22 protein-coding genes are annotated in these 26,834 nt (G+C 65.5%); 14 read left to right on the forward strand and 8 right to left on the reverse strand.

The annotated features are described in order from the left end of the window. Position 1: 1 nt before the first annotated feature. From AB0M74_RS12035 to AB0M74_RS12055, 5 genes are all read right to left on the reverse strand, one after another. A complete protein-coding gene (locus tag AB0M74_RS12035; RefSeq protein ID WP_364905242.1) occupies positions 2-1,681 on the reverse strand; it encodes an ABC transporter family substrate-binding protein in 1,680 nt (559 codons plus the stop codon). A gap of 33 nt (positions 1,682-1,714) precedes the next feature. Next, on the reverse strand, positions 1,715-3,424 hold the full coding sequence (locus AB0M74_RS12040; protein WP_364905244.1) for an ABC transporter family substrate-binding protein: 1,710 nt from the start codon (positions 3,422-3,424) through the stop codon (positions 1,715-1,717). 25 nt (positions 3,425-3,449) lie between these two features. Further along, positions 3,450-5,300, reverse strand: a complete 1,851-nt coding sequence (locus AB0M74_RS12045) for an ABC transporter ATP-binding protein (protein WP_364905247.1) — start codon at positions 5,298-5,300, stop codon at positions 3,450-3,452. Then, entirely contained in the window at positions 5,297-6,217 is a 921-nt protein-coding gene (locus AB0M74_RS12050; protein ID WP_364905250.1) for an ABC transporter permease, read from the reverse strand. Before AB0M74_RS12050 ends, AB0M74_RS12045 begins: the two co-directional genes overlap by 4 nt. Before the next feature lie 73 nt (positions 6,218-6,290). After that, positions 6,291-7,268, reverse strand: a complete 978-nt coding sequence (locus tag AB0M74_RS12055; protein ID WP_364905253.1) for an ABC transporter permease — start codon at positions 7,266-7,268, stop codon at positions 6,291-6,293. A gap of 238 nt (positions 7,269-7,506) precedes the next feature. Here AB0M74_RS12055 and AB0M74_RS12060 point away from each other — a divergent pair, with 238 nt between their 5' ends. Continuing rightward, the gene (locus AB0M74_RS12060; protein WP_364905362.1) at positions 7,507-8,328 is read left to right on the forward strand and encodes an HAD family hydrolase; all 822 of its coding nucleotides are present in this window, start codon (positions 7,507-7,509) and stop codon (positions 8,326-8,328) included. 87 nt (positions 8,329-8,415) lie between these two features. Here the strand turns inward: AB0M74_RS12060 and AB0M74_RS12065 are convergent, their stop codons facing one another. Further along, positions 8,416-10,752: an N-acetylmuramoyl-L-alanine amidase gene (locus tag AB0M74_RS12065; RefSeq protein ID WP_364905365.1), complete on the reverse strand. Its 2,337-nt coding sequence runs from the start codon at positions 10,750-10,752 to the stop codon at positions 8,416-8,418. Positions 10,753-11,073: 321 nt separating this feature from the next. Here AB0M74_RS12065 and AB0M74_RS12070 point away from each other — a divergent pair, with 321 nt between their 5' ends. Then, positions 11,074-12,462 carry a SpoIID/LytB domain-containing protein gene (locus AB0M74_RS12070; protein WP_364905255.1) on the forward strand — a complete coding sequence of 463 codons (1,389 nt, stop codon included), beginning with the start codon at positions 11,074-11,076 and terminating at the stop codon, positions 12,460-12,462. Between the two features lie 102 nt (positions 12,463-12,564). On the opposite strand, the gene AB0M74_RS12075 is transcribed toward AB0M74_RS12070, so the two are convergent. Further along, complete coding sequence (locus AB0M74_RS12075) at positions 12,565-13,065, reverse strand: MarR family transcriptional regulator (RefSeq protein WP_364905258.1); 501 nt, start codon at positions 13,063-13,065, stop codon at positions 12,565-12,567. A gap of 107 nt (positions 13,066-13,172) precedes the next feature. On the opposite strand from AB0M74_RS12075, the gene AB0M74_RS12080 reads away from it, so the two are divergent. The 6 genes from AB0M74_RS12080 (at position 13,173) to AB0M74_RS12105 (ending at position 17,901) form a co-directional block, all read left to right on the forward strand. Then, positions 13,173-14,111, forward strand: a complete 939-nt coding sequence (locus AB0M74_RS12080) for an EamA family transporter (protein WP_364905261.1) — start codon at positions 13,173-13,175, stop codon at positions 14,109-14,111. Positions 14,112-14,194: 83 nt separating this feature from the next. After that, positions 14,195-14,968, forward strand: a complete 774-nt coding sequence (locus AB0M74_RS12085) for a MerR family transcriptional regulator (protein ID WP_364905263.1) — start codon at positions 14,195-14,197, stop codon at positions 14,966-14,968. A gap of 233 nt (positions 14,969-15,201) precedes the next feature. After that, on the forward strand, positions 15,202-15,954 hold the full coding sequence (locus AB0M74_RS12090; RefSeq protein ID WP_364905266.1) for a hypothetical protein: 753 nt from the start codon (positions 15,202-15,204) through the stop codon (positions 15,952-15,954). Positions 15,955-16,265: 311 nt separating this feature from the next. After that, a complete protein-coding gene (locus tag AB0M74_RS12095; protein ID WP_364905269.1) occupies positions 16,266-17,006 on the forward strand; it encodes a hypothetical protein in 741 nt (246 codons plus the stop codon). 346 nt (positions 17,007-17,352) lie between these two features. After that, positions 17,353-17,550: a hypothetical protein gene (locus AB0M74_RS12100; RefSeq protein WP_364905272.1), complete on the forward strand. Its 198-nt coding sequence runs from the start codon at positions 17,353-17,355 to the stop codon at positions 17,548-17,550. A gap of 18 nt (positions 17,551-17,568) precedes the next feature. Next, positions 17,569-17,901, forward strand: coding sequence for a hypothetical protein (locus AB0M74_RS12105; RefSeq protein WP_364905275.1), 333 nt, complete (start codon positions 17,569-17,571; stop codon positions 17,899-17,901). A 249-nt stretch (positions 17,902-18,150) separates the two neighbouring features. On the opposite strand, the gene AB0M74_RS12110 is transcribed toward AB0M74_RS12105, so the two are convergent. Further along, entirely contained in the window at positions 18,151-18,777 is a 627-nt protein-coding gene (locus AB0M74_RS12110; protein WP_364905278.1) for a helix-turn-helix domain-containing protein, read from the reverse strand. 105 nt (positions 18,778-18,882) lie between these two features. On the opposite strand from AB0M74_RS12110, the gene AB0M74_RS12115 reads away from it, so the two are divergent. The 6 genes from AB0M74_RS12115 to zomB all read left to right on the forward strand — a co-directional run bounded on the left by AB0M74_RS12115 (position 18,883) and on the right by zomB (position 26,810). Next, positions 18,883-19,605 carry an SDR family oxidoreductase gene (locus tag AB0M74_RS12115; RefSeq protein ID WP_364905281.1) on the forward strand — a complete coding sequence of 241 codons (723 nt, stop codon included), beginning with the start codon at positions 18,883-18,885 and terminating at the stop codon, positions 19,603-19,605. A gap of 449 nt (positions 19,606-20,054) precedes the next feature. Next, on the forward strand, positions 20,055-21,281 hold the full coding sequence (gene glf, locus AB0M74_RS12120; RefSeq protein WP_364905284.1) for a UDP-galactopyranose mutase: 1,227 nt from the start codon (positions 20,055-20,057) through the stop codon (positions 21,279-21,281). A 77-nt stretch (positions 21,282-21,358) separates the two neighbouring features. Further along, positions 21,359-23,308, forward strand: coding sequence for a glycosyltransferase (locus AB0M74_RS12125; RefSeq protein ID WP_364905287.1), 1,950 nt, complete (start codon positions 21,359-21,361; stop codon positions 23,306-23,308). A gap of 38 nt (positions 23,309-23,346) precedes the next feature. Continuing rightward, on the forward strand, positions 23,347-23,928 hold the full coding sequence (locus AB0M74_RS12130) for a phosphatase PAP2 family protein (protein WP_364905368.1): 582 nt from the start codon (positions 23,347-23,349) through the stop codon (positions 23,926-23,928). 1 nt (position 23,929) lies between these two features. Then, entirely contained in the window at positions 23,930-24,856 is a 927-nt protein-coding gene (locus AB0M74_RS12135) for a decaprenyl-phosphate phosphoribosyltransferase (protein ID WP_364905289.1), read from the forward strand. A 4-nt stretch (positions 24,857-24,860) separates the two neighbouring features. Next, the gene (zomB, locus tag AB0M74_RS12140) at positions 24,861-26,810 is read left to right on the forward strand and encodes a flagellar motor control protein ZomB (protein WP_364905371.1); all 1,950 of its coding nucleotides are present in this window, start codon (positions 24,861-24,863) and stop codon (positions 26,808-26,810) included. The last annotated feature ends 24 nt before the right edge of the window (positions 26,811-26,834 follow it).

Below are 26,834 nucleotides of genomic sequence, written 5' to 3' on the forward strand. Positions count from 1 at the left end.
CTCATTTCAGAAATCCGATCTTGGTGTAGTCGTAGGATGCCAGCCCGGCCGCGCCGTAGTTCGCGAGGTTCGCACGGACCGCGACATTGCCGGGTGACTGCATCAGCGGCAGGGAATGACCCTCTTCGAACACCTTGCGATCGACCTGGTTGGCCAGCTCGATGGCCTTCTTCGGGTCGAGCTCCGAAACCGTCTGCTCGATCAAGTCGTTGAGCTCCGGCGAACCGATGCGACCGTAGTTGCCCTGCAAATCATTCGGGTTGTAGCCGAAGATCTGGAAGAGACTGCCCAACGGGAACGGATCACCCACCCAGCTCCACTGCGCGACATCGAAATTGCCCGGCTGGATGATATCGGTGAAATAACCCGTGCCCGGTTTGGTTTCGATGGTCAGCTTGACGCCGATCTGGGCGAGGTTCTGCTGGATGATCTGCGCCATCTGCACCCAGACGTCCTGGTTATACATGACATCGCGGATTTCCAACTTGCGGCCGTCTTTCTCACGGACATCACCGTTGAGCTTCCAACCGAGTGCGTCCAGTTCCTTGGCCGCCGCCGCCGGATCGAAACCGAGGCTGTTGTCCCGGTATCCGTCTTGGCCCTGCAGGAAGACATGGTTGTTCAACGGTTTCGGGTTCTCGACCAGGCCGTTCTGAATGGCGCTCGCAATGCCCTGCCGGTCGATCGCCTTCGAGATTGCGACGCGCACGCCCTGATCGGCGAGAATTGAGCCGGGCGCACCGTTGAACGTCAAGTGCGACCACTGATTTCCCGGTGCGCGACGAACGGCGATGCCGGATGTGTTCGTCGCGGTCTTCAACTCATCCCTGCTCGCGAGACCGACCGCGTCGATCTCGTTGTTCTGCAATGCCGGAAGGGCGGCAGAGCTGTCCAGGACGCTGAAGGTCATGGTGTCGAGTTTCGGTGTGTCACCCCACCACTTGGGGTTGCGACCGAGTACGATGCGGCCCTGAGCGCGGTCCACGGACTGGACAACGAACGGCCCCGATGACAGCGTGAGGCCGTCGAGTTGGCTCTTGTTGAAGGCATCCGGTGTTGCTGTGACGGACTTGGGGAACAGGAACGAGAGGCCTGCGAATTGTCCCCGCCAGTCGGCGTAGTGCTTCTTGAAGGTGATGACCGCCTGCCGATCGTCGACACCGCGCTCGACCTTCTCGACCCGGTCGAAGCCGTTATTGTTGGCGATCAGGAACGATTTGTCGGCACCGCTGAGCGCGTTGGCCTGGGATTTGATGTCTTCCCAGGTGATGGGGGAGCCGTCGGACCATACGGCTTTCGGGTTGATCGTGTAGGTGACCTGCTGTGGCTCGGTGCCGGTCAGCGCGACGTCGGTGAAGTAGTCGGTGTTCACCGAGAGTTCTGCTGCCGCATTGGTTTTGAACGCCCGTGGCATCATGGGACGCTCCACTCCGCCGGTATCGGCGTCGTTTCCGTCGTTGTGCAGCGAATTCCAGTTCTGTGGCAGCGCACCTATCGCGAGGCGCAGGTTGCCTCCATCGCGCAGTTCGCTGACATCCTTCGGGTTGATGTCATTGGTGGTGCCGAGCGCGGCGGCGGCACCTTCCGGCGCGGCCTCCTCGTCCGAACTGCACCCGGCCGCGATCAAGCCGACCGTGACAAGGGGAATCGCCAGTCGTGTCGTCCATGAACGAAACCGCATGGTCCGCTCCTTTCCGCAGGGAGGCTGCTTGGGTTACTTCAGGAAGCCGATGGTGGTGTAGTCGTAGGACGCGAGCCCGGGCGAACCGATATTGGCCAGCTCGGCACGGACACCGAAGCTGCCGTCGGATTGGGTCAGCGGCAGGGAATGGCCCTCCTCGAACACTGTGCGATCCACCTCGTTGGCCAACTCGATCGCCTTCTTCGGATCGAGTTCGGCGAGGGTGCGATCAATGAGGTCGTTGAGCTCCGGTGAGCCGATGCGGCCGTAGTTGCCCTGCAGATCGTTGGGGTCGTAGCGGTAGATCTGCCGAATGCTGCCGAGCGGGAACGCGTCACCCTGGAAGATGAATTGGGCGGCATCGAAGTCACCGGGCTGGATGACATCGGTGAAATATCCCGCGCCCGGCTTGGTGTCGATAGTCAGCTCGACGCCGATCTGCGCCAGGTTCTGCTGGATGATCTGGGCGATCTGCACCCACAGCGGGTCGTTGTACATGACGTCGCGGATGATCAGCTTGCGTCCGTCCTTCTCCCGGACATCCCCGTTGAGCTTCCAGCCGAGTGCGTCGAGCTCCGCGGCCGCGGCGGCGGGATCGAAGCCGAGGCTGTTGTCCCGGTAGCCTTCCTGGCCCTGCAGGAAGACGTGGTTGTTCAGCGGTTTCGGATTCTCGACGAGGCCGTTCTGGGTCGCTGTCGCGATCCCCTGTCGGTCGATGGCCTTGGAGATGGCGACCCGCACCCGCGCATCGGCGAGGATGGAGCCGGGTGCACCGTTGAACGTGATGTGTCGCCACCGGTTGCCCGGTGCGCGGCGCAGTACCAGGCCCTGGGTGTTGCGCACCGTTTTGACCTCGTCGATGCTGGTGAGCCGAACCAGGTCTATTTCGTTGTTCTGCAACGCTCCCACCCATGCCGGGTGGTCGAGCACGCTGTAGGTGATGGTGTCGAGCTTCGGCGTCGCGCCCCACCATTTCGGGTTGCGGCCCAGCACGATTCGGCCCTGCGAGCGGTCGGTGGACTGCACCACGAACGGGCCCGCACTCGGCCCTATGGCGTTGGCCAGACTGTGGTTGAACGAATCCGGTTCTGCGGTCACGGATTTCGGGAACAGCGAAGCATTGCCCGCGAACTGGCCGCGCCATTCCGCATACGGGTGCTTGAAGGTGAGGACCGCTTGCCGGTCGTCGACACCGCGCTCCACCTTGTCCACGAACTCGAAGCCGTTGGTGATCGCGATCAGGAAGCGTTTGTCGGCCCCACTGAGCGCGCTGGCCTGGGATCGGATGTCCTCCCAGGTAATGGGGTTGCCGTCGGACCAGACGGCCTTCGGGTTGATCGTGTAGGTGACTTGCTGCGGGGTGGTGTTGGTCAGTGCTATATCGGTGAAGTAGTCCTTGTTCACCGAAAGCTCGCCCGCCGCATCGGTGGTGAACGAGCGCGGCATCATCGGTCGTTCGATCTCGGCGATCTCGCCGTCGTTTCCGTCGTTGGACAGGGTATTCCAGTTCGCCGGATACGTGGTCGTCACCAAGCGCAGGTTGCCGCCCGCACGGATTTCCTCGGCGTTGCGCGGGTTGATATCGCTGGTAATGCCGAGCGCGTCCGACAGCCCCTTGCCCGCGTCGGAGTCCTCGGCGCCACAGCCGGTCGCGACCAGGCCGACCGCGACCGCCACCACGGCACATCGCAGTGCGGTCATTCGGGTTGAGCCCATCCCGGCTCGGCTCGATCGGATCCGCATTGCGCTCTCCTTTGCTCCCCGGCCGCTACCGGCTCACGGCCGGAACCGGAATCGCATCGATCAGCGCCCTGGTGTACTCATTGCGCGGATCGGCGAAAATCTGTTCCGCCGGGCCGGATTCGACGATCTTGCCGCGGTACATCACCGCGATGTCGTGGGCCAGGTTGCGGACCACCGACAGGTCGTGTGAGACGAACAAGTAGGACAGTCCGCGTTCGAGCTGCAGGTCGCGCAGTAGGTTCAGCACGCCTGCCTGGATCGACACGTCCAGTGAGGACACCGGCTCGTCGAGCACGAGTAGCTCCGGATCCAAGGCCAGCGCGCGGGCAATGCTGATGCGCTGTTTCTGGCCGCCGGAGAAGTCGGCCGGATAGCGATCGGAGTGTTCCGGGCGCAGGCCGACCTGTTCGAGCAGTGCCGGTACCCGCCGGGCGATTTCGGCGCGTGGACGGCCATCGATGCGCAGCGGCTCGGCGAGTGCGTCGAAAATCGGCAGCCGCGGGTCCAATGACGCGGTCGGATCCTGGAAGACGATCTGCATCTTCCTGCGGATCTCCCGCTTGTGCGCCTTGGTCAGGGTTGCGACATCGCTGCCCATGATCTCGATGCTGCCGGATTCGGGCCGGACGAGGTCCAGAATCTGGGTGAGTGTGGTGGATTTTCCGGAACCCGATTCGCCCACCAACGCCAGAGTGCGGCCGGCGCGGACTTCGAAGCTGATGCCGTCGACCGCGCGCACCTCGCCCTTGCGGCGCCGGAACACCACACCCGCGGTGATGGGGAAGGTCTTCACCAGCTCGGAAACCTTCAGCACCACACGGTCTTCGGTGACGACCTCGGTCGGTGGTTCGGAGATTTCCTGGCGGTAGGCCGCGAACAATTCCTTCGAACCGACCTCCGCGGTGCGGATGCAGGCGGCGGAGTGCCCCGGGTTGGTCTTCTCCAGCGGTGGTTCGGCCACCCGGCAGTCATCAATGGCGATCGGGCAGCGCGGGGCGAAGGAGCAGCCGGGCGGCAGCGAGTGCATCGCGGGTGGTGCGCCGACGATCGGGATCAGCGGACTGCGCGCCGGGCCGTCGATGCGAGGGATGGAGCCGAGCAGCCCCACCGTGTACGGCATCCGCGGCGCGTTGAAAAGCTCTGTGGTGGTGGCAGTTTCGACGATCTTGCCCGCATACATGACCGCGACCCGGTCGGCGAGGGTGGCGGCGATGCCCATGTCGTGGGTGATCATGATGACGCCTGCGCCGGTGATGTCGCGCGCCTTGCGCAGCAGGTTCAGGATCTGCTTCTGCACGGTCACATCGAGCGCGGTGGTCGGCTCGTCGCAGATGATCAGCGCGGGATCGTTGGCGATCGCCATCGCGATGACAACGCGCTGGCGCATGCCGCCGGAGAACTCGTGCGGAAACATGGTGGCGCGCACCGCGGGCTCGGGGATGCCGACCAGGTCGAGCAGCTCCACTGCCTTCTCTGCGGCTTCCTTCTTGCCCATCGTGCCGTGCGCGAGCAGCGCCTCGGCGACCTGATCGCCCACCCGGTACACCGGGGTCAGCGCCGAAAGCGGGTCCTGGAACACCATGCTGATGGAACTGCCGCGCAGCTTGGACAACTGGCGGTCACCGAGGCCGAGCAGCTCGCGCCCGCGCAACCGAATGGATCCGTTGATGCGCGCCTGCTCCGGCAGCAGCCCCATCACCGCCAGCGACGACACCGACTTGCCGGAACCGGATTCGCCGACGATCGCCAGTACTTCACCATCGGAGACGGTGTAGTTCACCCCGCGTACGGCATCGATCCGGCCTTCCTCGCTGGGGAACGAGACTCGCAGATCGGTGACCTCGAGCAGGGGTGCGGTCGAACTTGCTCCCGTCATGCTTTAGCTTTCTTCCGCGAGCGGGCCCGCTTGGCGCCCGGATCGAATGCGTCGCGCAGGCCGTCCCCGACCAGATTCGCGCTCAGCACGGTGATGATCAATAGGCCACCGGCGAACAGGAACAGCCAGGGGTAGGTCAGCGCCGATTTGGTACCCGCCGCGATGAGCGAGCCGAGCGACACATCGGGTGGCTGCACACCGAAACCGAGGAAGCTCAAACCGGTTTCGGCCATGATCGCCGAACCGACGCTGAGCGTGGTGTCGATGATCAGGATCGACGCGATGTTCGGAATGACGTGGCTGACGATCACCGTCCGGGTCGGCGCACCCATATACCGGGCGGCCTTGACGAATTCGCGATCACGCAGGCTCAGAGTGAGGCCGCGTACGATGCGCGCGCTGATCATCCAGCCGAAGGCGGCGAGCAGCACGATCAGCAAGACGATGGATCCGCTGCCCTTCGTACGCGGTGCGAACAGCGCGATGATGATGAAGCTCGGCACCACCAGCAGCAGGTCGACAACCCACATGATCGCTCGGTCGGTCCAGCCGCCGAGCAAGCCGGCCACGGAGCCCGCCGTCGCGGCGATAGCGGTGGAGAACAGTGCGACACACAGGCCGATGACCAGCGATTTCTGCAGGCCACGCAGCGTCTGCGCCAGCACGTCCTGGCCGATCTGCGTGGTGCCGAAGGGATGCTTGGCACTCGGTGGCTTCAGCAGCGCGGTGTAGTCCAGTTGCTGATAGTCGTAGGCCAGCACCGGCGGCAGCGCGAAGCTGGCGACGAATAGCGCGATCAACACCGCCGCGCCCGCGATCGCGGGCTTATTGCGCAGGAACCGGCGCAAGACGAGCTTGCGCCTGCCGGAGGCGGCTATCTCGGGCGCGCCCTGAACAATGATTTCCGCTTCGGTCACGACTGCGCCTCGCTAGCGCTCGGCTCCGCCGTGCCGAACGGTGCTGTGTCGATGGTTCGGTCGCTGCGCTCACTCACGACACACGCACCCTGGGGTCGAGAATCGCGTACACGATGTCGGAGAGCAGGCCCGACACCAGCACCACCAGCCCCGCGAAGGCCGTCACCGTCACCACCACGTAGAGATCCTGGGCGTTGATCGAGTCGACGAGCCACTCACCGACGCCGTGCCAGCCGAAGATCTTCTCGGTGAACGTCGCGCCCGTGATCAGGCCGCCGAGGCTGTAGGCGAACAGCGTCGCCATCGGAATCAGCGCGGTGCGCAGGCCGTGCTTGTACAGCGCCTTGCTGCGGGTCAGCCCCTTGGCGCGGGCGGTGCGAATGAAGTCACTCTGCAGCACGTCGAGCATGGCGTTGCGCTGATAGCGGCTGTAGCCCGCCATGCCGCCCAGCGCGAGGCCCGCCGTCGGCAGCACCAAGTGCTGGAGGCGGTCGAGCAGCTGCGGCCAGAAGCCGTTGACCGTATTCGCCGAGGTCTCACCGGTATAGAGGAAGATCTGCGAACCGGTCAGCGAGTTGACTTCCAGTGCACCATATTTCAACAAGGTGGCGAGCAGGAACACTGGAGTGCTCAGGATCAGCAGTGAGATGACCGTGGTGAAATAGTCGCTGAATTTGTATTGTCGGATCGCCCCGGCCGCGCCGATCAGCACGCCGAGCACGGTGCCGACCAGCGAACCGATGATCAGCAGTCGCAGACTGACCGCAACCCGGCGCGGCAACTCCGCGCTGACCGGTTGTCCGGCAAGCGTGGTGCCGAAGTCACCGTGCGAGACACCCTTCAGCCAGGTCACGTAGCGCTGTGGAATCGGATCGTTGAGATGCAGCTGCTCGGCCTTGGCGTCGATCACCGCCTGCGGTGGCCGCGGGTTGCGCTGTTCGAGACTGTCCAACGGCCGAAACGTCAGCGAAGCGAGGCTGAACGTCAGGAACGAGGCCAGCAGCAACAGCACGACATAATTGAGCGCGCGTCGTAGCAGGAAGCCGGTCATCAGTCCTCTGGTCTTACGGCTGGGCGGGCCAGCGTGAGTATTAGCCCCTGATCATAAGGACGTGTGTGGCCGCGCGCGTGCCACGCGGTGGTTCGGCATGTTGTTTATTCTGCCGGGTTGACCGCGTCCAGGCTTTTCGGCGCTCCACCGGCGGGCTCGGCGTCATGTCGACCGCCCCCTGACGCGCATCGCGATCGTCCCGAGACTGTTTTCCGGCAGGATGGCGTAGGTGACTCGCCTGGACCTGCCCAAACCGAAGATGGTTGCCACTGATGTCGACGGCACCCTCATTGATCACGACGAGCGGGTCACCGCGCGGACCAAGGCGGCGATCGACGCCCTGGTCGCCGATGGTGTGCCGTTCGTTCTCGCGACCGGTCGGCCGCCACGCTGGATCGATCCGGTGGTCGACGGTCTCGGTTACGCGCCGCTCTGTGTCTGCGGCAACGGGGCGGTGATCTACGACAGTGCCACCGATCGGGTGTTGGCGAGCAAAACATTGGATGTGGAGACCCTGGTGTGGATCGCGGATCTCGCCGAACGCGCGCTGCCCGGCTGCGGACTCGCCGCCGAACGCGTCGGCGCCCGCGCGCACGATGCGGTGACCCCGCAATTCGTGAGCTCACCCGAATACGAGCACGCCTGGCTGAATCCGGACGACACCGCCGTGGCCCGCAGCGAGGTCATCGACGCGCCCGCGATCAAAATGCTGGTCCGACTACGCGGAACCAGCAGCGCCGATATGCGCGCGGTACTCGCGCCACTGATCGGCGACCGCGCCGATATCACCTATTCGACCGACCACGGCCTGATCGAAGTGTCCGCACCGGGCGTCACCAAAGCCTCCGGGCTGGCGTCGGTGGCACAGCGGCTCGGAGTGGAGCACTCGACGATCATCGCGTTCGGCGATATGCCCAACGATGTTCCGATGCTCACCATGGTCGGGCACGGGGTGGCGATGGCCAACGCGCACCCGGAGGCGCTGGCCGCCGCGAACGAGGTCACCGCGGCGAATTCGGAGGATGGGGTTGCGCGGGTACTGGAACGCTGGTGGCTCTGAGTCGTTTCGATTGATCTCGGGTGGGCCGATCGGTAGGGCGCAAGAAGCTGATCCGCAACAACTTTCGAAACATCGCAGCGGTAGGTCCTACTCGGGGGCCGGACCGACTTCCGGTGCGGGCGCGGTCTCCGGTGCGGGCGCGGTCTCCGGTGCCGGAGCAGTTTCGGGAGCCGCAGCAACCTGCGGTGCGGCGCCGGGCGCCGGAGCTTGGCCGGGTGCTGAGGCAGGTGCACCGGTCGCCGGTCCGGGTGCGGCGATCCGGCTGTTCGGTTTGCGCCGCGTTTCCTGCTGGGAGGTGTCGTTGTAGGTCTTCCACACCGTGGTGACGATGCCGGTCAGCTCGTTGAGAATCAGTGCGCCGTACTGGAAGTCCGAACGCAGACCATCGGGCACCGGGTAGGCATTGCTCAGCGGCAGGCCGAGCACCCCCGCGTCGGCGCCGAGCGCCAGGAAACGGTCGAGGATCGCACCTATCACCGCGTACGCCTGGCCGTCGGGTGCGGAATACACATACCCGTTGGTGAACTTGGCGTACTGCTGGCCCGAAGCCGCGGGAAGCAGCTCCGACTGTGCGGCGCCGAGCGGACCGGTCGGGCCGCCTTTGTCGAACCAGTATTTGGCGATTCCGCTCTCGTCCACCATGGCGAGCAGCTTGTTGGTCAGCGCGGCAAGTGCGGCGAGGTCGGACTGCGCATGTGGTGCGGTCTGCTGTTGAGTGCCGTTTTGCGTCTGCCCATTGCCGGTCTGCGGTTGCGTGGTCTGCGCTGAGGCGCTGGACTGTCCGGTGCTGCTCGCGGCGATGTCGCGAATGCGATCCATCAACGCATAGGCGGCGTCACCGGGGCAGCTGGTGTTGCCGACGTCGCGGTGCGCGAACACTATTGGCAGCCGGACGCTCTCACCCTGGGCGTAGGAGGTGAATTCGGTGCCCTCGGAGTACATGGTGGTGTACCCCTTCGGGTCGAGGCCCGCGACCTTGGTCTTCCAGCCGACGAACTTGCCGATGGCATTGATCGCCTCGTCCGACGGCTCCTCGGACTCGTAGTTGCCCATCAGCGACACGCCCGAGGTGTTCTCGTTGAATCCGCCCGCATGCGCGCCCTGCACCGGGCGATCGAGTCCGCCGAAGCGACCTTCGAAGATCTGCCCGTACTTGTCGACGAGAGCGTTGTAGCCGATGTCGCACCAGCCCAACGTTTTTGCGTGATAGGTGTAGATCGCCCGGACGATGCCGGCGGATTCGGCCTTGCTGTAGTCGTTGCGCCCCGCGGTGTGGTGCACCGTCACCCCGCCGACACCGTCCGCGTCGTAGGTCGGCTCATCGCAGCGGATCGATTCGTCGGCGCCCCATTGGGCACGGGTGATCACGTTCGGGCCGCCGCCGGGCAGCGCCGCGGCGACGTCGGACAGTCCGGCGTCGATGGCGCCGCGGCCCGGATCGATGAGGACCGCGGTCATGGCCGCGGCGTTGATCTGGGCCGGGTCGTCGGAGCGCGCGGCGGCCGGTGTCGGCTGGGGGAGCTCCGCTGCGGGCTCCCGCGGTGCCCTCGACGCGGCGGCCTTGCGGGTCACCAGGATCTGCACCGCCTTGGTATTGCCGACGTAGATCGGTTCCGTGCCGGTGGTGCCGCCTGCCGGGGTGCGGTCGGTGCGCCGGGTGTCGACGGCCGCGGTGTCGTACCAGGGCCCCCAGGCGCCGTCGGGTTGGCGGGCTCGGATCGTCGCGGTGGTGTTCACCAGATCGTTCGCGGTGAGTGCGACCACGCTGAACGGTGTTTCGCGGCTGAGTTCCTTGACTTGCGCGCCGACCTGGTCGACCAGGTCGGGCGGGACCGCGCCGGGCGCCAATGCCGGTGTGTCGGGTGTGGTTCCCGGTTCCAGCAGGCTGGGGTCGGCGATGAAGCTCACGGTCGGGGCGCGGCCCGTTGTCGGCGGTGTGGGAGCGGTCCGGCTCGGGGCGGGGTATTGGCCAGGAGTTGTTGAAAACTGCCCGGGAGCGAATTGGCTCTGACCAGGGACTGTTCGGTTCGGACCGGAATTCGGGTTCGGGCCTGGCGCCGTCGGGCTCTGGCCGGAATTGAGCTTGGGTAGTGGAATTTCCCTCGGTAGCTCAATGCCTGGTGGCAGTGGCAGACCATCGGGAATCCGTACCGACGACGGCAATGGCAGCATGCGCAGATCGGACAGATGCAGGTCCGGCAAGTCGAGGCCGGTGAGCTCCTTCAGCGGGAGCGTGATGTCGGGGGCGGAGGCCAGCGCCATTTCGGCGAGTTGTGCGGGTACAGCAGCCAGCTCGCTATCGGTGGTCGGGCGGTAATCGGTCGAATCGCGCGGAATCAATGCTGCGAGCGGGGCCGCTACCGCGAGCGTGGTGACAACCGGGATTACGTAGGAACGTTTCGGTTTGCGGTACGGCACGAGCATCTCCATTCAGGTCGAACCGGCGATCTGTGCGAAGAATTCAGGCTTGCTTCCTGATGCATCAACGATCACACTAGTTTACAACCGTCACACAATCTAAACCTCTTGTTGAGGATTTATATGATTGCTCGAATGTAGCTCTCGGATTGCGACCGGATGGCGCGACATGCCGATAGGCAGGGCATCGATTCGGTCCTGGAAAACCGTGGGAGTGAACAGATGCGACGTAGACAGTACGGAAATGAATGTGCACGGGGGCATCGACAATTGCCGGCGAAATGGGGCGCGCGCATACTTTGCCCGGTCCGCGGATATCGCGGCCCGATGGCACGGTCGGCGATATCGGTGCGTCCGATGCTGGTCGCCGGTGGTGCGCTGCTCGTTATGGGTACGGTTCTCGCATTCTGGGGTCGGCCAGAGCAAACGGGTTATCGATCGCTGGCCGGGCCCGGGCACGGGCGTGGCATGAGCCAGGTCGGCGCATTCGACAGCGCGCTAGAGGGGTGGTCGGGCGAGCGGATTCTCGAGCACTACTACCCGGGCGCAGACCTCGGCCGGATCCCGCAGACCACGGTCGCGGTGCGGCTCGTCGAACAGGACGACTCCACCCTGGATGCCTACGCCGATGCGGGCGGTCGGGTCGCGGGACGGGAGCTCGCCGCAGGCCAAGCCGCTCATCTCACACCGTTGGCCGACGGTGGCGCGAATGTCGTCGTCACCACCGGCTGTGATGGCGAGGTGTTGTGGCAGTCCGCGACCGACGACCCGTGGATCTATCCGCTCGACCGAGCGCCAGGCCGGCCCGCGGCCGAACATCTGACTTTGTGCGGCGGATCGGCGTACCGGGGTCTGCTCGGTGTGGCGATGGAGAACGGCGAGGCGCGCACGGTCAATCGTGTCGACGTGGAGGACTACCTGCTCGGTGTGGTGCCCGCCGAGGTACCGGCCAATTGGGTGGACAAGGGTGCGACGGAAGCCCTTCGCGCTCAAGCGATCGCAGCTCGTTCGTATGCCCTTGCCGAACATCGCTATCCCTACGCGCAGATCTGCGACAACACCGACTGTCAGGCCTATCCCGGTACCGCTGAGGAAGATCCGCGTGCGGCGGCCGCGGTGGTCGCCACCGCGGGCATGGTCCTGCTGCGCGACGGACGGATCCTGCGCGCGGAATACTCCGCGGCGCCCGACGGCGGCGAGCCCGCCGATATCTACACCTTCGCTGTCGGTCCGACGCCGGCCGAATTAGGGCCGGTGCCAGTCGAACCCGGCCCTGCCGACCAGATCGTCGTCGCTCCGTCGGATCCGCGCGCCCGGACCGTGGTCGGTGAGTCGCCGATCGATATCGAGTACCGGCGGATCGGTGGCGCGAACAGCTCGGTCGGGCAGCCGCTCGGGCCCGAGATGGCGCTGCCGCAACACGCGGGCACCTATCGGATGTTCACCAATGGCGTGATCATTTCGACCTCGACGCTCGGTACTCAGGTCGTCGACTTCACGCGGCTGATGGAGTTGGTTCCCGAGGCGCGTGCCCACGGGGCGCCGCCGTCGGGTAACGACGTTCCGTTTGCCGGTGCGAAGCCGCCTGCGAGCGTCGTTGCACCGGGCCACACCGTCGCGCCGAAAACCGCGTCGACCCCCACGCCGCGTCCGACGCCGGGCACTGCCATTCCGTCCGGTGGTCCGCCAGGAGGTGAACTCGGATCGGTTCGATGACCTTGCCGGAGGACTGCTATCGGAACCGTGGTTTTTCGACGTTCCTGGCTTGTCGAGCGGTTCGTCTTTCGTGCGAAAGCTGACCCGAAGCGTCGGTGCGGGTCAATCCAGCGAGGTGTCGCCCAACGACTCGGACAGATTGCGCAGCAGGCCCGCCAGCTGTTCGCGCGCCGCGGGATCCAGCGTCTTCAGCATGCGCTGCTCATTGGCTATGTGGAGGGGGAGTAGGTCATCTATCAGGGTGCGGCCGGTCGGGGTGAGCTGAACCCGGACCGATCGGCGGTCCTCGGGATCGGGCGTGCGTTTCACCAAACCCTTGGCTGCGAGTCGGTCGATGCGATTGGTGATCGCGCCTGAGGTCACCATGGCCGCCCGGTTCAAAGCGCCTGCGGTGAGGCCGTTTTCGCCGCCGGAGCGCCGCAGCGTGGCCAGCACGTCGAACTCCCAGAACTCCATGCCGTGGCCCGCGAAGAACTTCTTCAGGTCCTGTTCCACCACGCGCGACAGGCGGCTGATCCGCCCGATCACCTGCATCGGTGAGACATCCAGATCGGGGCGTTCTCGGCCCCAGTGTTCGGTGATCAGGTCCACGGCATCTCCCATGAAAAGTCCTCTCGCTCCTAAGAATCTTAACATTGATCTACTTGACGATGAGACATCTTGTGCGGTAGATATCTCAACGTTGAGATTATCAATGAGGAGCGACCGACATGACCACAACCACCGCCCCGCGCGCCGCAGGTTCCTACGCGGGCACCCTGGCGCTCACCGCCTTGACCCCGATCGTCTGGGGCTCCACCTATGCCGTCACCACCGAGCTCCTACCCCCGGACCGGCCGCTGTTCACCGCGCTCATGCGTGCGCTGCCCGCAGGGCTCGTACTGCTCGCCCTCACGCGGGTGCTGCCTCGCGGCATCTGGGTCGGACGGGCCGCGGTGCTCGGCATCCTCAATATCGGGGCGTTCTTCCCGCTGCTGTTCTTGGCCGCCTACCGGCTGCCGGGCGGTGTCGCGGGCGTGCTCGGTGCGGTGGCGCCGATGATTGCGCTCGGCTTCGCGGCGATGGTGCTCGCGGAGAAGCCGACCGGGCGCAAAATCCTCGCCGGTCTGGTCGGTGTTTTCGGCGTCGCACTCGTGGTCCTACGGGGCAATGCCCAACTCGACACACTCGGGGTGATCGCCGGACTTGCCGGCGCCGCCTCGATGTCGTTGGGCACGGTGCTCACCAAGCGCTGGGGGCGGCCCGAGGGTGTCGGTCCGCTTGCGCTCACCGGTTGGCAGCTCACCGCGGGTGGGTTGTTCATCGCGCCGCTGGCCTTCCTGATCGAGGGCGCGCCGCCCGCGCTCGACGGTCGCGCTGTCGGTGGTTACCTGTACCTCGGCATCATCGGTACGGCGGTGGCGTACTGGCTGTGGTTCCGTGGCATCTCCCGAGTGCCCGCCACCTCGATCGCTTTCCTCGGTCTGCTCAGCCCGGTGTCGGCCGCCGTGATCGGCTGGGTCGCGCTCGGTCAAGCGCTTACTCCCCTGCAGATCGCCGGCATGGTGATCGCCTTGGTCGGCACCCTGCTCGGTCAGCTGGCAGGCAGGCCCGCGCCGACGGCGCTGCCCGAGGAGTCGGGTGCGCAGGTGTCCGTCCCGGCTTGCTAGGAGCTCGCCGAGAAAGATATTGACCTTGACGTAACGTCAACTTGCAAGCTGGTAACTACCGACGAGAACGAAGGGAAAGGGTCATGACATCGGCCACCCGCACCGGCGAATGGTCCATCCAGGACCTGGCCAAGGCGGCAAGCACCACCAGCCGGACGCTGCGCCACTACGGGCAGCTCGGGCTACTGCCGCCGAGCCGAATCGGCGCCAACGGGTACCGCTACTACGACCAGAACTCCCTGGTGCGGCTGCAACGCATCCTGCTGCTGCGAGAACTGGGCCTCGGCTTGCCTGCCATCGCCGAAGTTCTCACCGGACAACAGGACACCGCCGCCGCACTGCGCGCGCACCTGGAACTGCTCCGGCAGGAACAGGATCGGATCCGGCGTCAGATCGAATCGGTGACCACCACGCTGCACAAGACGGGACGAGGTGAACAACTCATGGCAGCAGAAGTTTTCGACGGCTTCGACCACACTCAGTACAAGGATGAGGTGATCGAACGCTGGGGCAAGGACGCCTACGAGAGCGGTGACCGTTGGTGGCGTTCGCTGAGTGAGGCCGACAAGAAGGCACACCAGCAAACGCATATCGACATCGCGGCCGACTACGGCCGGGCACGCGCTGCGGGGCGCACCCCCGACAGTGACGAGGTCCAGGCCATCGCGCAGCGGCACCGTGACTGGCTCGGCGACGGCTGGCAGGGCCGTCCGCTCACGGCCGAAGCCTTCATCGGCCTCGGCGAAATGTATGTCGCCGACCCACGGTTCCGAAAGAACTATGACGTACACGGCGAGGGCACAGCCGAATTCGTGCGGGACGGGATGAAGGTCTACGCCGAGAATCGGCTGCGGTAGCCGGAACTATTCGGTCGCAACAACGAAGAGCACCCGCATGTCATGTGACATGCGGGCGCTTTCGGCTCGGATGTGTGCGGGCCGGTTGGTCCGCCGGACCAATCTCCGGTGTGGGCGCTCGATAGTCGACTGCCACTCGGCGGTGACCGTGTCGGCGGACGGGCCACCGCCGGAGCGCTCGATTCAAGTGCTCGTGAAAGGTAGAGTTCGCCACCAGCAACGAGGGGGGCTCGATGACTTATCCGTATGGTCACGCGGGGAATCCGCAGCACGTCTATCCACAGGTGCCCGGCTATCCACCGCAGCCCGGCTACCACTGGGTCGCTGCGGGCCGCCTGCCGCGTACCCGTAGCTGTTCCGAGCTACCTGGATGGCGGGTGTGGACACCGATGACCGACTACGGTCGAACTGTGGATGCCACTGTGAATTCGGGCGCGGCCCAGTACTCGGAACCGAGCGGCGCCCTGGCGACGACAGCCGGGGTCCTCGGCGTGGTCCTCGGCGCGTGCAACCTGATCGGCGCGGGCATGCTGCTGATCGCATTCCGCGGCGACCCCGACAAATTCGACAACTCCCTCGCCATCTTCGCGAGTCTCGGCGCGGTGCTGCTGGCCTTCGCGCTGATCTACGGCGCCATCCTGCTGTTCCGCCGTGACGAGACCGGCCGCTACACCCTCGCCGTCGCTGCGGGCCTGATGACGGCCATCGCTGGTGTCGCCCTGGCTTGTTCGCTCCTGGGCTACGAATCCAGCTATGGCATCCACTGGTTCGACGAAGGGGCTCGCGCCGCCGACGCCATCAAGTCGACCTTCGGCCTCGTCGGCACCCTCACGGCCTTCGTCCACCGGGACTGGCTCGCCGGCCTGACCGCAATGGTCGTCCCCCTCGCCACCTTTCTCACTGCGGCATCGAGCTATACCGCCCATTGGGTAGCGGCACCCCCTCGCCGTCGCGCCGTTCCACATCTGGACGAGCCGGCCTACTGACGGGCTCGCGGCCCCCGCTACGCACCGTTGTGCACGATGACTGTAGGCCGTCGCCGCTGCCCGCAAGGGCAGAGCGCGCCTCGGGCGATCGAACCGATCTGCGAAACCACGCTCTATTGCTGACCTACGATGGTTCGCGTCCCTGGCCGCTGTGTTCAGGGCGAGCTTCGATCACCCCATTGGCAGCGGTTGTCGTCGAATCATCGTTGACTGCCGCAGTATTCGACAAACCATCGTGTCGCTCGGTCAGCGGGCAATCTGTCGAAACAGCTGGGACACGGTAACGTTCGCGATCGAGCGAGAGGGGGACTATGGCTTTTCCGTACGGTCAACCGGGATATCCGGATGGTCAACAGCTGCCGCCCGGTTATCCGCCGCAGCCTGCTGCCGGGGGCGGCACCGGTATCACCGCTGGAGTGCTGGCGTTGGTCAGCGGGGGGTTGATTGCGCTCGGGGCCGCTGCGGCGATCGGCGATATCAATTACCGGTATCTCATCGTGGCACTCTACGAGTTCCAATTCAGGGCAATCACTTCCGAATTTCTCGGCTTCCTGCTGATCCTGGGCGGCATCCTGTTGCTGCGTCGAACGGCGGCAGGACGGGTCATAGCGATCATCGGCTGCAGCCTGACCCTGGTCGCCATCGTGATCAGTGCGACACTGTTTCAGGGTTTCTTCGAGCCGCTGCATGCTGTGGGCATGCTCCTGATGCTCACGACGATCGCACTTGCCGCGGCCACTCCCACGGGCCGCTGGATCGCGGCTCGTCCCGGGCCCGGATCTCAGCCCGTGCCTGTCTACGGCCAACCGCCGGTCTATGGACAGTCACCCACTTACAGCCAACCACCCGCTTACGGTCAGCCAACGACCTACCCCCAACCCATTCCCTCGAACGATCAGTCCCCACCGCAGCCGTATGGCCGGCCTCCCGCTTACGGTCAACCTGCACCTGGGTACGGACAACCCGACGCGGGACCGGGTGTCGCATCGCCCTATGGCCAACCGCAGCAGCCATATCCATACGACCAGCCTCCGAGCCGGTCGCAGCTCTAGCCGGTACCGGGCCGCGCCCGTCCTACCGAGATGTGTGCCGCTGCCGTTCGCTGGTTGTTCTCCATCGGTCGCTTGCGGCGCCGCCGGCGCGGTCCGCGATCGGTCGAGCGAATCTGCCTGGGGCGGTGGGGTTCGCGATCGAGCGACAGGTGTTTTCGAGGGAACTATCGACGCGCTGTGGTTGATCGGTGGATTCTCGCTGACGGGTGGCAAATTCGCGGGCCGGATCGTATTGCTGTCTGTCCTGGACGACTCGGTCCGACCGCGGAGCACAACCTCGACTCTCGTTGAGGGAAACGGCTGTAGCGCGGTAGGGTTCGCGGTCGAAGTGGGAGGGAGATTCGGTATGGGGTATCCGTATGGCCAGCCGGGTTATGGCTATCCGCCACCTGTCTATGGCTATCCACAGCAGCCTGGTGGTGGTTCAGCGATCACCGCCGCGGTGATCGCGTTGATCGTCGGACTGATCGGCGCTGTCGGTGTGGTCATCGGGCTGGTCGGTGTGATCAGCGCGAAAAATGAGGTGCACAACCACCATGGCTGAGGGCCGTCGGCTCCGGAGGTGCCCGATTTCCTCTTCGGGTTGGTCGCGCTCGGCGGAATTGCCGCGTTCCTCTGGCTACTCGGCGCGATCCTGCTCTTCCGTCGCAGCCCGGCCGGGCGAGTAATCCTGATCATCATGTCCTCGCTGAGCCTGGCCGGCATCGGCATCAGCGCAGCCACATCGAATCCCGCCGGCTTCGTCCTCGCGATCGTGCCCCTCACCATTCTCATCCTCGCCTCCCTCAGCTCGACCGGCCGCTGGATCGCCGCCGGCCGCGCCCCCCATCTGCCGCAGTACCCATACCCACCTGCCCCGGCTTACGGCCAACCGCCGCAGTATCCCCACTACTGACGGTCGGCATCGAATCGTCAGTGGTTGCGGCGCACAGTATTCCGTGAGCCGTGAGCCGTGAGCCGTGAGCCGTGAGCCGTGAGCCGTGAGCCGTGAGCCGTGAGCTGTCCAGATCGTGTGGCTCGTACTGCCGACCGGGTCGCCCGAACTCAGGCCGGAGAGATTCGATCGAGCCGTCGACGATTTCGATGCACGACTGGTCGGTAGCCCAGCAGCAGCCCGCATATTCCGAGCGCCTTGTCGATTCGCTCAGTCGCGCATGGCCTGCATCAGTTGGTCTTCGGTGATCGGCGGGACCGGGAGTGGGTGGGCGGCCGAGGCTCGCAGGCCGTCGAGGACGAGGGCCAGGTGGCGGCGCCAGAGGTTGGGGGCCACGGTGGCGGTGGCTTCGACTATGCGGGTGTGGGACCAGGTGATGAAGGCGATGTCCTCCAAGACCCAGTCGGGGCGCAGGACGCCGGCTTCCTGGGCGCGGATGATGATTCGGCGCATCAGGCCGTGGCCGTGTTCCTGGGCGTGTGCGATGGCGGCGCTGGGGGCTGCGCGCAGTGACAGGTCGCTGAGGAGGCGGTCACTGGCTTGGAGTTCGCAGACCTTCTCGACGAGGTAGGTGAAGGCGTCCCAGGGGTCGTCGATGGCGATGGCCTCTTCGGCGATGCGTCCGCCCGCCTCGATGCGGTCTTCGACGGCTGCGGCGATGAGGTCGTCGCGGGTCGGGAAGCGGTTGTAGAGGGTGCCGATGGCGACGCCTGCGCGGGCGGCGACCGCCTTCAGAGGTGCGTCGAGACCGCGTTCTTCGAATACTTCCCTGGCAGCGGTCACGAGCGCGTCCCTATTGCGGCGGGCGTCACTGCGCAACGGCTTGTCCTCGGGCATTCGCCGATCCTACAAATCTGTTGCCCGTCCTATATTGAACATAGGTTCAAGTTAGTGCTACGGTCGGGGAAATTGAACCATAGCTCAACTTAGTGAGGTAGTGGCATGACGAAGACGATCGCGATATTCGGATTCGGGCCGGGGCTCGGGATGGGAACCGGGCGGCGGTTCGGGCGCGAAGGCTTCCGGGTCGCGGTGATCGGTCGGAATCCGGACAAGGCCGCGCAGCACGTCGAAGAGCTGGCCGCGGAAGGCATCGAGGCTGCCGCATTTCCCGCGGATCTCACCGACGAAGCGCAGCTGCGCGGTGTGGTCGACAACATCACCGGCACGTTCGGGCGGATCGACGTCGCGCTGCACAGCGCGGCGGCCGACATGGTCGACCGAACCCCGACCACGTTGGACATCGACGCGGCAGCCCTGCGCGTCCCGCTCGAACTGAAGCTCTACTCGCCGATCTGGATGACCCGCGCGCTCGCGCCCGCGATGGTCGAGCGCGGTGCGGGCACCTTGCTCTTCTCCTCCGGATCGTCGGATCGGTTTGTGCTGCCCTATCTGTCCAACTTCGGCGTCATCCTCGGCGCGCAGCGCACCTATGTCCGTCAACTCGGCGTCGAACTCGTGGGCACCGGCGTCTATGTCGGACTGCTCAACATCGGCGTGCTGATCGGCAACAGCAAGGCCGAACGCGTCGTCGACGAGCATCCTGAGCTGGTGCCGCCCGGTGTCGAGATCGCCAGAATGGGCAATGACGAACTGGGTGAACATTATTGGCGCATGTACACCGAGCGCACCGAGGTCGAGGTAGAGGTCGGCTTCCCGGGGTGACGCCGGTTCGTCCTGGCCGTGACTGCACCGCGCACACCGGCGGTGGCCACCGCATCGTTGAAGGCGGGGGCGCCAGTCGTGCACCGCCGGGCACCGTCGGCGATCGGTGTCTGCTGATGAGTCGGCTGCCTGTGTGGCGGGGGACCTATTGCCGAGAGCGGTGTACAGAAGGACCCGATGGGGCGGGGTGCGGACGGGCCGTCGCGGTGTTGGGCCTTCCCCTCGATGCGGTAATGCCGCTCGAACCGGCATCCACCAACGAACTGGACGCCCGCACAGTCCGAGTGCCCATGCAACAGCGTCCTTATTGCGGTCATATGACGGTTCCGGCAAATTTTCGGCGAAATTCGGATGTTCTCGAGACGAAACCACCGGCTGGAGCAGGGCCGCTCAGCCCGCCCGGTGACTCCGCCAGGACAGCGCGGAGACTTCCGATACGCTGGGCTCCCGTGACCGCCGCATCGTCCCCGGGTAACTCCGTCCCCACCGCCTCACAGTTCGATCTGATCGTCGTCGGCTCCGGATTCTTCGGGCTGACCGTCGCCGAACGCACCGCCAACTTGCTCGGCAAGCGAGTGCTGGTGATCGACCGCCGCTACCACCTCGGTGGCAACGCTTATTCGGAGCCGGAGCCGGAAACCGGTATCGAGGTGCACAAGTATGGTGCGCACCTGTTCCACACCTCGAACAAGCGGGTATGGGATTACGTCACCCAGTTCACCGAGTTCACCGGTTACCAGCACCGTGTCTTCGCGATGCACAAGGGGCAGGCCTACCAGTTCCCGATGGGCCTCGGCCTGATCTCGCAGTTCTTCGGTCGCTACTTCACCCCCGACGAGGCGCGCACGCTGATCGCCGAACAGGCCGCCGAGGTCGAGACCAAGGATGCGCAGAACCTGGAGGAGAAGGCGATCTCGCTGATCGGTCGCCCGCTCTACGAGGCGTTCGTCCGTGACTACACCGCCAAGCAGTGGCAGACCGACCCCAAGGAACTGCCCGCGGGCAACATCACCCGCTTGCCGGTGCGCTACACCTTCGACAACCGCTACTTCAACGACACCTACGAGGGTCTGCCCGCACAGGGCTACACGAAGTGGCTCGAGAACATGGCCGCCTCCGACCTGATCGAGGTCAGGCTCGACACCGACTGGTTCGACGTGCGTGAGCAGATCCGCGCCGAGAACCCGGACGCACCAGTGGTCTACACCGGCCCGGTGGATCGCTACTTCGACTACAGCGAGGGCGAACTCGGCTGGCGCACCATCGATTTCGAGACCGAAGTGCTGCCGACCGGCGACTATCAGGGCACCTCGGTGATGAACTACAACGATGCGGACGTGCCCTACACCCGCATCATCGAGCCGCGCCACTTCCACCCCGAGCGCGACAGCTACCCGAACGACAAGACCGTGATCATGCGCGAGTACTCCCGATTCGCGCAGACCGGCGACGAGCCGTACTACCCGATCAACACCCCCGAGGACCGCGCCAAGCTCGCCGCTTACCGCGCCCTCGCCAAGAAGGAAACCGCAACGGAGAAGGTCCTTTTCGGCGGCCGCCTCGGGACCTACCAGTACCTTGACATGCACATGGCCATCGGCAGCGCGCTCAGCATGTTCGACAACGTGCTGCGGCCGCACCTGGAATCGGGCGAGTTGCTCGCGGACGAGGCGTAGATGAGCCACACTCGCGAAACTCGGCTCGTCCAAGCCGACCGGGTGCGGGTGACCCGCACTGACACCGAAAGTAACGGATGACCTCCCAGTCGATCTTGGAAGATATGACCATCGAAACCCGCGCGAAGTCGCTGTTGCAGCGCATCATCCTGCCCAGGCCGGGTGAGCCGCTGGACGTGCGCACTCTCTACGTCGAGGAGTCGGCGACCAACGCACGCCGCGCACACGCCGCCACCCGTACCTCGCTGGCGGTCGGCGCCGAATCCGAGGTGTCGTTCTGCACCTACTTCAACGCATTGCCCGCGAGCTACTGGCGGCGCTGGAGCATCCTGGAATCTGTGGTGCTGCGGCTGGAGCTGGCCGGGCACGGCCGCGTCGACGTCTACCGATCGAAGGCGGACGGCTCGCGAATCCACGTGCAGGGCAAGGAGTTCGCCGTCGCACCTGGCACCGAATCGGTGCACGTCGAGTTCGAGACCGATCTCGGTCCTTTCGAGGACGGCGGCTGGATCTGGTTCGACATCACCACCGACACGGCGGTCACGCTGCTGGCCGGCGGTTGGTACGCCCCGATCGAGGCGCCGGGTGACGGCAGCATCGCGGTCGGTATGCCCACCTTCAACCGGCCGACCGACGCGGTGAAAACCCTCGGCGCCCTCGGGTCCGATCCACTGGTGCTCGAGAAGATCAAGGCCGTCATCATCCCTGATCAGGGCACCCGCAAGGTGGTCGACGAGCCCGGCTTCACCGAGGCCGCCGCGGTGCTCGGCGACCGGCTCGCCATCTACAACCAGCCCAACCTCGGCGGCTCCGGCGGCTACAGCCGGGTGATGTACGAGGCGCTGAAGACCACCGACGCCCAGTACATCGTCTACATGGACGACGACATCGAGATCGAGCCCGACTCGATCCTGCGCGCACTGGCCTTCGCCCGTTTCGCCAAGTCGCCGGTCCTGGTCGGCGGGCAAATGCTCAACCTGCAGGAGCGCTCGCACCTGCATGTCATGGGCGAGGTCGTCGACCGCGGCATCTTCATGTGGACCGCGGCGCCGAATGTCGAATACGACCACGACTTCTCGAAGTACCCGCTCAAGGACCGCGACAACTCCAAGCTGCTGCACCGGCGCATCGACGTCGACTTCAACGGCTGGTGGACCTGTGTCATCCCGCGTCAGGTCGCCGAGGAGCTCGGCCAGCCGCTGCCGCTGTTCCTCAAGTGGGACGACGCCGAATACGGTCTGCGCGCCCGTGCCGCCGGATACCCGACAGTCACGCTGCCCGGCGCCGCCGTGTGGCACATGGCCTGGAGCGACAAAGACGACGCCATCGACTGGCAGGCGTACTTCCACCTGCGCAACCGTCTGGTCGTCGCCTCGTTGCACCTGCCGGGCAATGGCCGCGCCATGGTGGTGAACACGATCAAGGCAACCTTGAAACACCTGCTGTGCCTGGAGTATTCGACGGTCGCCATCCAGAACTTGGCGATTCGCGACTTCCTCGCAGGCCCGGAGCGGCTGTTCCAGTTGCTGCCCAGCGCCCTCGGCGCGGTGCACGAGCTGCGCAAGCAGTACCCCGACGCGGTGATCCTGCCCTCGTCCACCGAACTGCCGCTGGCAAGCCACATCGGCGTCGGCGCGGTCGGCGAACCCGCCAACCCGATTGCCAAGGTGGTCCGGCTGGCCAAGGGCCTCGTGCACAGCGTGCGGCCCGCTCAGCCCGAGCACCACGAGCGTCCGCAGCTGAATGTGCCGACCCTGGACGCGCGGTGGTTCCTGCTCTCACAGGTCGACGGTGTCACCGTCACCACTGCCGACGGCCGCGGCGTTGTCTACCGCAAGCGCGATCCGCGGCAGGCCCTCGGCCTGTTCAAGGACGCTATGCGGCTGCGTAAGGAGCTGGCCGCGCGCTTCCCGGCGATGCAGCAGCGCTACCGCGCCGCCCATCCGCAGCTGACCAGCACCGCCGCGTGGGAGAACGCCTTCGGCATCGGCGATTCGAAAGGCACCACGAAAGGCACACAGCAGTGAGTATCGGAGCAAGTGACAGCGCGGCGCTGAACGAGGCGTTGCGTAGCACGAACGGGCATGCCCCCCACGTCGCGCCCGAAACCGCGCCCGCACCGCCTGAGGTCGCCATCCTCAATGCGGTGCAGTCGGCGATCGGCGGCAACCCCACGGTCGTCAAGGCAGCCCGCGGCATGTCGCATTTCGGCGAGCACGCACTCGGCTGGGTCGGCATCGCCGCCGTCGGCTGGCTCGCGGACAAACCGCGGCGTCGGCAGTGGGCGGGGGTCGCGGTCGGTGCGGTCGGTGCGCACGCCGCTTCCATCGTGATCAAGCGGATCGTCAGGCGGCCCCGCCCGAACGACCCATCGGTGCAGGTCAATGTGTCTACGCCGAGCAAATTGAGCTTCCCGTCCTCGCACGCGACCTCGACCACGGCGGCGGCGGTGTTGCTCGGAAAACTGACCGGGCTACCCTTGCCTGCGGTGCTCGTTCCACCGATGTTGCTCTCCCGGGTCGTGCTCGGGGTGCACTATCCCTCCGACGTGCTCGCCGGATCCGCGCTCGGTGCCGCGTCCGCTGCCGTTGTGCTTGCCGCCGAAAAGAGACTCGATAGTGACCGGACAAGAAAGAGCCTTGGTTGACATGAGTGAAGAGCCGACCAGCGCCGACCTAGCCGAGGCTGTTGTCAAGGGCCCGCCCAAGACGCTGGCCGGCGGGTTGATCAAGGCCGTTCGCCCGCGACAGTGGGTGAAGAACGTTCTCGTGCTCGCCGCGCCGCTGGCCGCGGGCTCGGCCACCGAGGTGGACGTGCTCGCGCCCGTCGGGATCGCCTTCGTGGTGTTCTGCATGGCGGCGTCGGGCATCTACCTCGTCAACGACGCGCTCGATGTGGAAGCCGACCGGGCCCACCCGACCAAGCGGTTGCGACCGATCGCCGCGGGTGTGGTTCCGGTGAACCTGGCCTACATGCTGGCCGCGGTGTTGCTCATCGCGTCGATCGCCGGATCCTTCCTCGCGTCGTGGCATCTCGCCGTCGTGATGGCGGTCTACATCGGCATCCAGCTGGCCTACTGCCTCGGCCTCAAGCATCAGGCCGTGCTGGACATCTGCATCGTGTCCTCAGGCTTCCTGCTGCGCGCCGTCGCCGGTGGCGCGGCCGCCGATATTGAGCTGTCGCAATGGTTCCTGCTGATCATGGCGTTCGGTTCGCTGTTCATGGCGGCGGGCAAGCGCTACGCCGAACTGCAGATCGCCCTGGGTACGGGTGCCAAGATTCGCAAGTCGCTCGAGTACTACACGCCGACCTATCTGCGCTTCATCTGGACCCTCGCCGCGACGGCGGTGGTGGTGTTCTACGGCCTCTGGGCGTTCCAGCAGGACAGCCTCAAGCACACCAATTGGTTTGCGATCTCGATGGTTCCGTTTACCATCGCAATCCTGCGCTATGCGGTCGACGTCGATGGCGGCGAGGCCGGTGAACCCGAAGAGATCGCGCTGGGGGACCGCATCCTCCAGTTCCTCGCAATCGCCTGGATCGGAGCGGTAGGTGTCGCTGTCTATCTCACCTGACGAGATGTTGGTCGAGGGAGCGGAGCGAACGGAATACGCAAGCGAGGAGCCGGCCGAAGGGCCGGCTCGCTCGGCCTTGCGGCACGTGCAGCTATCCCGAGCGATCTTCGTCGGTGGGATGGCGCTCACCGTTGTCCTGTTCGCGACCGGTGCCTGGCAACGACGCTGGATCGCCGACGACGGCCTGATCGTGCTGCGAACGGTGCGAAACCTGTTGGCAGGCAACGGACCGGTCTTCAACGTGGACGAACGCGTCGAAACCAACACCAGCACGGCGTGGACCTATCTGGTCTGGTTCTTCAGCTGGCTCACCCAGGCCAGGCTCGAGTACGTGGTGCTCGGTGTCGCGCTGACGGTGTCGCTGGCCGCGATCGTGTTCGCCATGCTCGGTACGGCGCGGCTGTGGGGTGGCACCGAATCCGCGCTACTGCTGCCCGCGGGCGTGCTCGTCTATATCGCGCTGCCGCCTGCCCGTGACTACGCCTCCTCCGGACTGGAGAGCGGTCTGGTCATCTGCTGGCTCGGCCTGCTGTGGTGGTTGATGATCCGGTGGAGCCAGGCCGAGCGGGTCCGGCTGCCCGGCTTCTTCGGACTGGTGTTCCTCGCGGGTCTCGCACCGCTGATTCGTCCCGAGATGACCCTGGTCGGTGGACTGGCGCTGGCAATGATCTTCTGTGCGCCGGTGCCGCAGACCCGGCTGCGTCCGATTGTGCTGCGGGCGTTGATCGTTGCGGCCGCCGGGATCGTCCCGCTCGGCTACCAGGTCTGGCGAATGGGCTACTACGGCCTGCCCTACCCCAACACCGCGGTCGCCAAGGACGCGGGCGGCGCGAAGTGGGGGCAGGGCTTCAAATACCTGTGGGACCTGGTCGGCCCCTATTACCTGTGGGTTCCGCTGCTGGTGCTGCTCGCCGCGGGCGTCGTCGCGGCGCGCACCGCAACCGCCATCGCACCGGCCGGTTCGTCCACCGCCGCCGACGAGCGGCGCGGCTGGACCCTCGGCACAGTGCGCGCATGGCTGCGCTCGCCGAGCGCGGTGGTCACGCTCATGCTCGGCAGCGGTGTCATCCTGACCGTGTACGCGCTGCGCGTCGGTGGCGACTTCATGCACGGTCGGATGCTGTTGCCGCAGCTGTTCTGTTTGTTGCTGCCGGTCGCGGTGGTGCCGATCCGGTTGCCGCAGGGCGGTCTGCGGTCGATGTCGGCCACCGACTGGTCGTTCGCGGTGATCCTGTTCGCGTTGATCGGCACCGCGGGCTGGGCGCTGTTCGCCGCCAACACCACGGCCATCAAGACCGGGACCAAGATCAGCTCCTCTGGCATCGTCGACGAGCGCGTCTACTACGTGCTCAACACCGGCCACGATCATCCGATCCTGGCCGAGGACTACCTCGACTACCCACGCATCCGGCCGATGGTCAACGACATTGCGGCCAGCCCCAACGGCGGCCTGCTGCTGAACTCGCCGTCGTTCATGTTCTGGTACGTCGCACCACCGCCGCAGCCGATCCCCGACGGCGGCGCCGGGCACACGGTCTACTTCCTGAACTTGGGTATGACCAGCATGAACGTCCCGCTGAACGTGCGCGTGATCGACCAGATGGGCCTCGCCTATCCGCTGGCCGCGCACACCGACCGGTTGACCGACGGTCGCATCGGGCACGACAAGGCGCTGTATCCGGACTGGGTCATCGTGGACACCGGCGTGGTCGACAGGAAGCCGTGGATGCCGTGGTTCCTCGACGAGAAATGGGTCACCCAGGCTCGCACGGCGATGAAGTGCCCGGACACCGAGGCACTGACGATTTCCTACCGCGATCCGCTCACGTGGGACCGTTTCAAGCACAACCTGCTGCATGCGCTCGAGTTCGCGAAGTACCGCATAGATCGGGTGCCGAAGTACGAGATCCAGCGCTGCGATCTGGTCGATCCCTTCCCACAACCGCCGCGATGATCCTATTCTCGTAGTCACACTGAG

This window comes from Nocardia sp. NPDC051463 (genome assembly GCF_040681975.1).
Lineage (GTDB): Bacteria > Actinomycetota > Actinomycetes > Mycobacteriales > Mycobacteriaceae > Nocardia.

Excerpts from the sequence above, each read along its gene's own strand:
- AB0M74_RS12090 (WP_364905266.1), top strand. The coding sequence starts at position 15,202 with ATGACTTATCCGTATGGTCACGCGGGGAATCCGCAGCACGTCTATCCA.
- AB0M74_RS12045 (WP_364905247.1), bottom strand. The coding sequence starts at position 5,300 with ATGACGGGAGCAAGTTCGACCGCACCCCTGCTCGAGGTCACCGATCTG.
- AB0M74_RS12135 (WP_364905289.1), top strand. The coding sequence starts at position 23,930 with ATGAGTGAAGAGCCGACCAGCGCCGACCTAGCCGAGGCTGTTGTCAAG.
- AB0M74_RS12035 (WP_364905242.1), bottom strand. The coding sequence starts at position 1,681 with ATGCGGTTTCGTTCATGGACGACACGACTGGCGATTCCCCTTGTCACG.
- AB0M74_RS12125 (WP_364905287.1), top strand. The coding sequence starts at position 21,359 with ATGACCTCCCAGTCGATCTTGGAAGATATGACCATCGAAACCCGCGCG.
- AB0M74_RS12070 (WP_364905255.1), top strand. The coding sequence starts at position 11,074 with ATGGCACGGTCGGCGATATCGGTGCGTCCGATGCTGGTCGCCGGTGGT.
- AB0M74_RS12095 (WP_364905269.1), top strand. The coding sequence starts at position 16,266 with ATGGCTTTTCCGTACGGTCAACCGGGATATCCGGATGGTCAACAGCTG.
- AB0M74_RS12040 (WP_364905244.1), bottom strand. The coding sequence starts at position 3,424 with ATGCGGATCCGATCGAGCCGAGCCGGGATGGGCTCAACCCGAATGACC.
- AB0M74_RS12065 (WP_364905365.1), bottom strand. The coding sequence starts at position 10,752 with ATGCTCGTGCCGTACCGCAAACCGAAACGTTCCTACGTAATCCCGGTT.
- zomB (WP_364905371.1), top strand. The coding sequence starts at position 24,861 with ATGTTGGTCGAGGGAGCGGAGCGAACGGAATACGCAAGCGAGGAGCCG.
- AB0M74_RS12075 (WP_364905258.1), bottom strand. The coding sequence starts at position 13,065 with ATGGGAGATGCCGTGGACCTGATCACCGAACACTGGGGCCGAGAACGC.
- AB0M74_RS12080 (WP_364905261.1), top strand. The coding sequence starts at position 13,173 with ATGACCACAACCACCGCCCCGCGCGCCGCAGGTTCCTACGCGGGCACC.
- AB0M74_RS12085 (WP_364905263.1), top strand. The coding sequence starts at position 14,195 with ATGACATCGGCCACCCGCACCGGCGAATGGTCCATCCAGGACCTGGCC.
- AB0M74_RS12115 (WP_364905281.1), top strand. The coding sequence starts at position 18,883 with ATGACGAAGACGATCGCGATATTCGGATTCGGGCCGGGGCTCGGGATG.
- AB0M74_RS12110 (WP_364905278.1), bottom strand. The coding sequence starts at position 18,777 with ATGCCCGAGGACAAGCCGTTGCGCAGTGACGCCCGCCGCAATAGGGAC.
- AB0M74_RS12055 (WP_364905253.1), bottom strand. The coding sequence starts at position 7,268 with ATGACCGGCTTCCTGCTACGACGCGCGCTCAATTATGTCGTGCTGTTG.
- AB0M74_RS12100 (WP_364905272.1), top strand. The coding sequence starts at position 17,353 with ATGGGGTATCCGTATGGCCAGCCGGGTTATGGCTATCCGCCACCTGTC.